The 5,569-nt window shown below is 43.0% G+C and carries 5 protein-coding genes and 1 pseudogene; 3 read left to right on the forward strand and 3 right to left on the reverse strand.

All coding sequences use genetic code 11. The features are described from left to right. A partial coding sequence (locus tag IM479_RS04275; protein ID WP_287699248.1) for an RNA-guided endonuclease InsQ/TnpB family protein occupies positions 1–505 on the reverse strand: 505 nt, incomplete at its 3' end. A 91-nt stretch (positions 506–596) separates the two neighbouring features. Here IM479_RS04275 and IM479_RS04280 point away from each other — a divergent pair. Further along, positions 597–1,460 (forward strand): helix-turn-helix domain-containing protein, encoded by an 864-nt coding sequence (locus IM479_RS04280; protein ID WP_287685847.1) that lies wholly within the window; start codon positions 597–599, stop codon positions 1,458–1,460. Between the two features lie 54 nt (positions 1,461–1,514). Here IM479_RS04280 and IM479_RS04285 read toward each other — a convergent pair whose 3' ends face one another. Next, positions 1,515–2,027 carry a dihem cytochrome c family protein gene (locus IM479_RS04285; RefSeq protein WP_287685845.1) on the reverse strand — a complete coding sequence of 171 codons (513 nt, stop codon included), beginning with the start codon at positions 2,025–2,027 and terminating at the stop codon, positions 1,515–1,517. Positions 2,028–2,432: 405 nt separating this feature from the next. Next, positions 2,433–2,832: pseudogene (locus tag IM479_RS04290) on the reverse strand (bluetail domain-containing putative surface protein); the annotation flags it as partial. Between IM479_RS04290 and IM479_RS04295 the strand changes: the two are divergent. Together IM479_RS04295 and IM479_RS04300 are read left to right on the forward strand one after the other, a co-directional pair. Beyond that, positions 2,816–4,987 carry a CHAT domain-containing protein gene (locus IM479_RS04295; RefSeq protein WP_287685843.1) on the forward strand — a complete coding sequence of 724 codons (2,172 nt, stop codon included), beginning with the start codon at positions 2,816–2,818 and terminating at the stop codon, positions 4,985–4,987. The pseudogene IM479_RS04290 and the gene IM479_RS04295 sit on opposite strands and share 17 nt — an antisense overlap. Beyond that, positions 4,977–5,309 (forward strand): hypothetical protein, encoded by a 333-nt coding sequence (locus tag IM479_RS04300; RefSeq protein ID WP_287685841.1) that lies wholly within the window; start codon positions 4,977–4,979, stop codon positions 5,307–5,309. Before IM479_RS04295 ends, IM479_RS04300 begins: the two co-directional genes overlap by 11 nt. Positions 5,310–5,569: the final 260 nt, after the last annotated feature.

Raw genomic sequence — 5,569 nt, forward strand, 5'->3', positions numbered from 1 at the left:
GGTCATCAAATCTTATTGAGATATGCCAACGTCCAGAAGGATGTAATCTGACTGTTACTGTGCTTGGTTCACAAGCTTCTGGGATTTGTCTTGACCATCGAATAGGTAAAGGTTCTGTGCATTTAGCTAAATAGATTTGTCTGTCTTTGAACTTAAAAGCAGATTTGCTAAATTCGGCACTTCCTCCTTGATGTTTTTTCTTAAAGTTAGGATACTTAGTACGACCAGCAAAGAAGTTAGTAAAAGCTGTTTGTAAATGTCTTAACCCTTGTTGTAAAGGTACACAACTAACTTCATTGAGAAAGTCTAATTCTTCTTGTTTTTTCCAATCGGTTAGCATTGAAGAAGTTTGAGCGTAGCCTACTCTTTCTTGCTTTTCGGACCATGCTTGTGTTCTGACATGGAGAGCTTTATTGTAAACTAATCTTACACAGCCCAAAGTGCGCCGCAATAGCGACTCTTGTTCGGGTGTGGGGTAAAATCGGTAAGAATATGCTTTTTCCATGTCTCACATTTTAGCATATATTTCGTAAATGTGCTAATATTTAACGGTAAAGCCGTCGTAGAACGACGGGGTTTCAGACCCAAAATTTTCGATGACTGGAATTATGAGTCAACTCAGTCCCCTACAAGCCGAACAAATCAAGGAAATCGGGACTTATTTACGTCAAAAGCGGGAAGAAAGCTGCCTGAGCATAGACGATATCGCCGCCCTGACGATGATTAGATTATCAATGCTAGAAGCGTTGGAAACGGGGAATTGGGAGAAATTACCAGAATTAATTTATGTCAAGGGATTTATCAAACGCTACGGTGATGCTCTAAAAATTGATGGTAAAGCTTTAGCCGATCGCTTGTCTCCTAGTGCGGAACAATTAGCTCAAGAGGTAACTATCCCGAAAACACTGCCCACAAAAGTTACCCCTCTCCCCAAGGCTGAACCCGCTGCCCCAAAAGTGGAACCGGTGAAACCAGAAAAACCAGCCCCGGAAACTGGCCCCCAACCGGCTAAATCAACCTTTTTCGGGATGTATCTCTGGCTAGGCTTGCTGGCGGGCATATTTTGTGGTATTGGCTATCTTTTCCTCCGTCCCCCTCTCTCTAACGCCCCTGCCGTTGCTCCCTCTCCTTCCCCCGTGGTTTCCCCCGCGCCAGTAGTCCCTCCCGCACCGGTAGCCTCTCCTTCCCCTTCTCCTCAGTCAAAAGTTCCCCTCTCAGCCGAAGTAACTATTGAACAGGCCGCTTGGGTAAGGGTAATTGCCGATGGCAAAAAAGTCCATGAAGGCAATCTCCAACCAGGTACTAAACAAACTTGGACAGCCCAAAAGAGTTTAAATATTCGATCGGGCAATGCTGGTGGTGTTAAAATCTCTCTTAACCAAAAACCGGCCCAATTAATGGGTAAAGCTGGCCAAATTGGCGAAATCACCCTAACTGCACCTCCTCTCAGTGATCAGTAAACAGTAATCAGTAATCAGTGAACTAAAAACTCGCATCTGAAAACTGATCACTGATTAGGCTGCATCATCCCAGATGGGGGTAAGGGTTTGATAATCGTAGCGGGAAGCGTTGGGATGACAGGTGACACAGGTGGTATGACCGATAGGATTAGGTAAATTGACCCTAGGGTGCAAAACTTTTAAATAGGTGGACTGTTCAATTAGGAGGGGAACGAAAGTAGTCTGGGTAAGAGGGCGGGAAGAATAACTGAGATAATCCCAGATAAAACGCTGAGTAATGCCAACAATTGGTTTTAAACGGATACCATAGTGAGAATTAGGATTTTCTAGGATTTTTTTCCAAGTTTGACTGGGTAGGATGCTCGGAGGAATGGCAATATGGCAAGTGGCACAATTTTCTAGATAGGTTTGCTGTCCAATTTGATAACGATTCAGCACTGTATCCGAGGAGGGAGATTGGGCGATCGCTGGTTGTTGAAGTAGCGAAGCCAGTAGAATACCCCCTAGAATACTGAGGAGAAAGAGGATAAGAAAAAAAATCGATTTCACTTGACCGCTGGAAGGCATGACTGGGATGACGAGTAATTGAACACAATTGTGACACTCTCGCCATCACAATGCCAAGCTGTGTGATGGGAGATTCTTGCTTCACAGAAACCTGCTTTTTGAGACGAATCCCAACGAGTCTTACAGTCTCTCCACAAGTTTAAACTCCTGACTGCCCATCAGTATTTGGGAGCTTCTGGTTTATGTGTGGAAACGAGGTCTATACTGATATTTTCTAGTTTCTTCCTCGGCTCGACTGAGCATCGCCGAACGTCAAAATAGCCCTAAAAGTCTTGCTTGATAGGTATTTCATGGTTTCATAGACAAAAATTATAACACAAAGTCGAGAAGAGCCTCTTAACTTTTTTTGTATCAAAATTACTTGAACGGGAGCATTAAAAGGGGAGAATTAATCCCCCCATTAATTTAGACAAAGAAACTATTGACCGCAATAGTGCCGAGCGCCGGTAAAGTACCCGTTAACCCGGTGAGATTAATCACCAAATCATTAGCACTTTGGAAACCCGCCGTACCGTCGTTGATAATTAGGTAAGTAGAAGAACTATTGTCCCGCACTAAAACAGCACTGTTAATTCCGAGAGCTTGATTTCCGGCTGTTGCCCCATTAGCATCGGTAAAGACGTTAGTAACAATGGTGTTAATATTGGTCGTGGTGCTATTTGTTGCCCGGGTAAAAGCGAGAGGGGCATTAATTGCCGCACCAAATTGACAAGGCATTACCCGTGCCATTAAGATTACCAGTACCAGTGAGGACGAGATTTTCCACGTTGTCAGGAAGGGTATAGGAAATGGAAACTCGCAGTGAAACACCTCGTGAAACTTGGCTGCAACCGATTGTCGCTCTTCTGGGAGAAGGGGAATTCGCCGAGGCTTATGCTTTGGCTGCATACTTTCCTAACACTCGCAACAGACAACTCGTACAACTTGCTGCATTGCTGGGAGAAAATAAGGTGACAGAAGCCAGCGATCTTTTGGGGGGGTTATCTCGTTCATGGATTAGAATGATGATCAAGGAACCCCAAGAGATGTCCGAATCGGTTACTCAAATCCTTGTGGCTGAATTTGCAACTATTCTGAGCCAAGTCGATTTGAACCTTCTTGAAACAGCCTATAAAGCTATTGAGAATCGATATTTCCAGTTGGCTGATTTCTGTATTCAATTTCAACTGCTCACTCATCCAGAAACAAGCTTATCAGTAATCGGTGAGGGACTAAGAAAAACTGAATTTGTTCAAGACATAAACTTAGATGTAAAGGGGGAACCGGCGATTAAGGTTCCCCCCTACAAAATGGCAGGTGGAGAAGCGAATTTAAACAGAATTTACCCGATTAGCAGCGGGATTAACGAGCGTAGCGGGATTAACGAGCGTGGGGGGTTTAATCGGCCGACTAAACCCCGTCGGCCGATTAAACCCCGTCGGCCGCCTAATAGCCTAACAATTGAACGCCACACTCGAATCGAATTCCCATCAGAATGTGTTCTTGAGCAAAAAGCTGAGTTAAAGATTCAGCTAACTGAAGAGATTCCAGAATTTACTCGTGTTCAAGAAAAAATTTTGCTTACAGTAGGACGTAATACTAAGCACGTTAAACTAAGTGTCAAGGTTACTGCTCCAGCATTTGCCATAAGACCTTATCAACGGCAGTTGACTGTTCCAGTGATGGGAGATTCCAATGAAGTAACTTTTACCCTTGTTCCTCTTGAAAGAGGTGAGCAAGTAATTGAGATTGAGTTTTTTAAAGGAGCAACACGAGTTGGATATGTCCTGCTTCCAGCTAATGTAGTTCCCTACTCGTATAATAAAATATCGCCAAAAGTTTTATCAATGGAAGACCCAATTGATGGTCTCAAAAACTTAGAAAGTATGACGGTTAATCCCGATAAACATACACTTAATGTTACTTGGATTGAGCGAGAAAGTAAATTACTCTATACTATCTTCCCAGCGAATCGATTAGGCGAGTGGGAGAAAACAATTCCCAACATTCAGGACAAAATTGAAGATGACTTGCGAAGTTTGAATGCTTTCTTAACAGAAGTAGTACAACAAGGAAACCCCTCTGATGAGCGTTGGGAGAGTATCTGTTTCAATCTTCAGAGTGTTGGATCTAACTTGTTCGAGATGTTAATTCCCTCTGAAGTGGCCAAACAAATGCGAACTTGGAAGATTGGTTCCCCTGTCATTATCTCCTCTAATGAACAGTGGATTCCCTGGGAATTAATGTACGACGGCGAAGATTTTTGGGGAAAGAAGTTTATTATTGCACGCTCTCCTCGCCTCAGGGATAGTCAAGATTTACCAGACAAAAATAGACCTGAAAGTAAGGGAAAAAGACAAATCAAGCGGATTGTCAATATTGTCGGTGGAGATGTACCTTCCTCAGAAGCAGAGCGAGCTACCCATCTATTCTCTAATCTTCTCCCCCCGGAAGCGGTACAATTGTTAGCTAAACAGCCAATTTCGTCCCTTGTAAAAGCTATTCCTGGCACAGATGCCCTTCATTTTACCTGTCACGGACATTTAGAACCGCACCTACTCCAAATTGCTGGCGATAAAAACAAAACCCGAATTGAAAACTTGCTCCCTGAAACCATCCAAAGGCTACCGCTTGAGCCAGGTATTCTTGTGTTTGCTAACGCTTGTGCTTCAACTGTTCCCGTGTTAACCTTTGGAAAATTTAGCAGTTTTGGCTGGAAATTTTATCAGCGTGGTGCAGATGCTTTCATTGGAACTTTAGGAGCCGTACCAGTGAAATATGCTGTCAACTTCGCCGAAATTGTTTACCGTGAATTATTCAACCCAGATGAGAAAATTACTATCGGACAGGCTGTAGCCAAAGCCAAAGAAGTTGCAGCCAACGAAAGAAACTTATTCTGGCTACTGTATTGTATTTATGGCGATCCTGATTTCTCGATTGTACAGCAAAAAAATTCCAAGGAGGAAGACCATGCCAATTAAAGTATATGCCACAGCCGTCGATCCAGCTTCAGTTAGTAGCTTACAAACTGAGGATGAGGAAATCCTGACTACCTTGGGACCGCAAGAGGAAACCGTCGCAGTTCAGTTGCAAGAACTCTTTGAATCTGTCATGGAAGCTCTTTCAAGCAAGGTAGATGTAGAAAGTCAGTTGACTGTTGAAATTAATGGTTCAGTCAGTCTAAAGGCGAAGGGAGAACTCAAATATCTGTTTTTCAACATTGGAGCAGAAACAGGCAATACAAACACGATGAAAGTTACCCTATCTACAACTTTGCAGCCAAAAATACAGAAAACGACGTAGATGTCCACCATCAAAACAAAAAGCCAGAGGTCGGTATCCGGTCTCTCAAAGAAAATGGGTTTCTCAAAGAGTTTCTCAAAGAAACCCGTTTTCTAAATAGAAACCCGTTTTCTAAAGAAGTTCTAGGATTGGATTTTTGCCAAAGACTGCTTAAATTCTGCGAGAGAATTAGCGGTAGCTGCTAATTTAACAATCTCTTGTAATGTAGATAGTACCGAAACTTTATTCAGGTATTGTTCCACATCTAAAGGAACTTCACC

The organism is Microcystis sp. M165S2 (assembly GCF_020245885.1).
Taxonomy (GTDB): Bacteria; Cyanobacteriota; Cyanobacteriia; order Cyanobacteriales; family Microcystaceae; genus Microcystis.

Bases quoted from the DNA above. Each gene is read 5' to 3' on its own strand.
- IM479_RS04280 (WP_287685847.1), top strand. From the start codon at position 597: ATGACTGGAATTATGAGTCAACTCAGTCCCCTACAAGCCGAACAAATC.
- IM479_RS04285 (WP_287685845.1), bottom strand. From the start codon at position 2,027: ATGCCTTCCAGCGGTCAAGTGAAATCGATTTTTTTTCTTATCCTCTTT.
- IM479_RS04295 (WP_287685843.1), top strand. From the start codon at position 2,816: ATGGAAACTCGCAGTGAAACACCTCGTGAAACTTGGCTGCAACCGATT.
- IM479_RS04300 (WP_287685841.1), top strand. From the start codon at position 4,977: ATGCCAATTAAAGTATATGCCACAGCCGTCGATCCAGCTTCAGTTAGT.